The organism is Mesorhizobium sp. M7D.F.Ca.US.004.01.2.1 (assembly GCF_003997785.1).
GTDB classification, from domain to species: Bacteria; Pseudomonadota; Alphaproteobacteria; order Rhizobiales; family Rhizobiaceae; genus Mesorhizobium; species Mesorhizobium loti.
In genome coordinates, this window is record NZ_RZRQ01000501.1 from 1 (window position 1) to 3069 (window position 3069).

Consider the following 3069-nt stretch of genomic DNA (forward strand, 5'->3'; position numbering starts at 1 on the left):
ATCCATGACACCACCGGCCACACCACCGTCTTCGTCACCCACGACCAGGAAGAGGCGCTGGAGCTTGCCGACCGCGTCGTGGTGATGAGCCAGGGCCGCATCGAGCAGGTCGGCACTGCCGACGATATCTACGACACGCCGAACTCGCCCTTCGTCTACGGCTTCATCGGTGAATCGAGCTCGCTTCCCGTCAAGGTCGAGAATGGTGAGATCTGGCTCGCTGACCGTCCGATCGGGCTTGCCGCGCCCCACGAACCCTCGGGCGATGCGACGCTCTACTTCCGCCCGCACGATGTCGAACTGCTGGACGGCTGCAGCGGCTGCATCGCCGGCACGGTCGCTGCCAGCCGCCGCGTCGCCGGCACGCGCCGGGTCGAACTCGAGATCGGTGGTGAGCGCCAGCGGGTCGAAATCGAACTGCCGGTCGATCACCCGGCGGCCCAGAAAAGCCGGGTCGCGTTCCGGCCCGGACGCTGGAAGCTGTTTCCGGCGGCTTGATCCCGTCGCCAGCACATCGCCTCGAGAAGAATTGTGCGCGCAATCGGCGTCGTTGCTGCGTCCAGCGCCCCGAAAAGTCTCCGTCTGGGAGAAAATCCTAATAGTCGGCCGTTTCGACGATATTTTTTCTCGCCGGACCCTCACCGGGCTACTGCGCGTGCCTCGTCGCGCGCCCTGCCCCAAAGCTATGGTCCGATCATAAACGCATTGCATCGGAGCCTGTTTTCATGAAGCGATTTTTCCTTGGGCTTGCCGCCGTCGCCGGCCTGTTCCTCGCATCCTCCCAAGCCTGGTCGGCCGACAAATTGCTCAACGCATCCTATGATGTCGGCCGCGAACTGTTCGTGCAGGTCAACAAGGCCTTCATCGCGCAGCATCCGGGCGTCACCGTCGATCAGTCGCATGCCGGCACTTCGGCGCAGGCGCGTGCCATCGCCGAAGGCCTTGGCGCCGATGTCGTTACCTTCAACCAGGTCACCGACATCGACTTCCTGGTCAAAAAGGGGCTCGTCTCGGCCGACTGGCAGAAAGATTTTCCCGACAACGCCTCGCCCTTCTATTCGCTGCCTTCGTTCCTTGTCCGCGCGGGCAACCCCAAGCACATCAAGGACTGGAACGATCTCGTGCGCGACGACGTGCAGGTAATCTTCCCTAACCCGAAAACCTCCGGCAATGCGCGCTACACCTATCTGGCAGCCACCGCCTACGCGAAGGAGGCCTTCAAGGGCGACGACGCCAAGGTGAAGGAGTTCATCACCAAGCTGTTCAACAACGTGCCGATCTTCGACACTGGCGGCCGCGCCGCGACCACCACCTTCGTGCAGCGCGAGATCGGTGACGTACTGATCACCTTCGAGTCGGAAACACGCGGCATCCGCAAGGAGTATGGCGACGACAAGTTCGAGCAGGTCACGCCGACGGTCAGCCTGCTGGCCGAATTCCCGGTCGCGATCGTCGACAAGGTCGCCGACGAGCATGGTACGCGCGACCTGGCCAAGACCTATCTCGACTTCCTCTACACGCCGGAAGGCCAGGACATCTTGGCCCAGAACGGCAACCGGGTTCGCGACGCGGCGGTCGCGGCCAAATACAAGGCCCAGTTTCCCGATGTCCGCCTGCTGACGGTCGAAGATGTCTTTGGCGGCTGGGACAAGGTGCAGAAGGAGCATTTCGCCGCCGGCGGCCTGCTCGACCAGACTTACGGCAGCCGCTGACGGCAGCAATGTCCAGGATAGACGAGAGAGCCGGCACCTTGCCGGCTTTTTTCGTTTTGTGCGCCGGCGACCTGATCTTCAGCGGAATATCGGCACCGTCCGTGCAAAACGTTACAAAGAATCAACGCGTTTATGCCTAACATGCCATTCGGCGGCTTGTTTTCGCAAAACATCATCGCGTGGCGAAAACGTCATTATTTGCACACAAACAGTCGCCAGATGCGGGTGGTTGGGGCTTCAATGGGTTGATCTGGGCATGCTGACAAAAAAAGGCAAATACGGCCTCAAGGCCCTCGTGCATCTGTCCGGCCTGCCGGTCGGCCAATTGGCCTTCGTCAACGATATCGCGGTGGCCAACAACATCCCGAAGAAATTCCTCGATGCCATCCTGGGCGAGTTGCGCAATGCCGGCTTCGTCCAGAGCCGCAAGGGCAAGGAAGGCGGCTATCGCCTCGCCCGGCCGGCCTCCGAAATCAAGATCGGCCATGTCGTGCGCGTGCTTGACGGGCCGCTGGCGCCGATCCCTTGCGCCAGCCGCACGCAATATCAGCGCTGTGAGGATTGCGACGAGGCGACCTGCCAGGTCCGGCACATGATGCTGGAGGTGCGGCAGGCGATCGCCGAAGTGCTTGACAATCGCAGCCTTGCCGCCATGCGCGATGCCGACAATGATGATTTTCCAGTCGAGCTGACCTCGCAGATATAAACCACCAACTGCTGCTCGCGACCGCAAGCTGACCGCGCTCAGACAGACATGAGATTCTTCCATTGAAGGAGGGGTTCTCCAAATCTCGGGTTACGAAGCTCGAAATCACAGGAGAACCCATGCAGTTTTTGGCCTACCCGTTCACATTAGACGCAGCCTCGAATACATGACGTGCGGACGTCGTACCCGCTACGTGCTCTGTACCCGCCACACCGAGGTCCATCCATCCTGCATTCACGGCCTCAAACATTTCTTCGGCAGGTCCGGAGTGACCCTTCGGGATGCCGAATTGCTCGAACGCTTCCGCCCACCCTGCACGCGGGATTGCAAAGGCTTTCACGTCGAGATTCAGGACTTCACCCAACTGCTCCGCGACTTCATCCGCAGTGACCATCGAACCAATCTCGACGATGCGCTGCCCTGACCACGCTGGCCCGGTCAAAAGGGTTGCGACCTCCGCGCCGATGTCGTTCGTCGCGACCATGGTCGATTTCCGGTTTGTCGGATTGTAGTAGACCGGTAGCGTTCCGCCCTGCGCGACCTGCAAGCCGTAGAGGAAGTTTTCGAAGAATCCACCTGCGCGCACAAATGCGATTGGCGATATCAGGTCGCGAAAACCTTGCTCCAGAAGCGACAAGGCCATGATCATCC

General features: G+C 60.7%; 3 protein-coding genes and 1 pseudogene. 3 read left to right on the plus strand and 1 reads right to left on the minus strand.

Annotated features, from left to right (window positions below):
• From EN993_RS33725 to EN993_RS33735, 3 genes are all read left to right on the plus strand, one after another.
• Positions 1 to 498: TOBE-like domain-containing protein (locus EN993_RS33725; RefSeq protein WP_206532463.1), on the plus strand; the 498-nt coding region annotated here is incomplete at its 5' end.
• A gap of 227 nt (positions 499 to 725) precedes the next feature.
• Positions 726 to 1712 (plus strand): sulfate ABC transporter substrate-binding protein, encoded by a 987-nt coding sequence (locus EN993_RS33730; protein ID WP_109661082.1) that lies wholly within the window; start codon positions 726 to 728, stop codon positions 1710 to 1712.
• Between the two features lie 256 nt (positions 1713 to 1968).
• Positions 1969 to 2418 (plus strand): Rrf2 family transcriptional regulator, encoded by a 450-nt coding sequence (locus tag EN993_RS33735; RefSeq protein WP_006202816.1) that lies wholly within the window; start codon positions 1969 to 1971, stop codon positions 2416 to 2418.
• 133 nt (positions 2419 to 2551) lie between these two features.
• Here EN993_RS33735 and EN993_RS33740 read toward each other — a convergent pair.
• Positions 2552 to 3069 (minus strand): annotated as a pseudogene (locus EN993_RS33740) (nucleoside-diphosphate sugar epimerase); the annotation flags it as partial.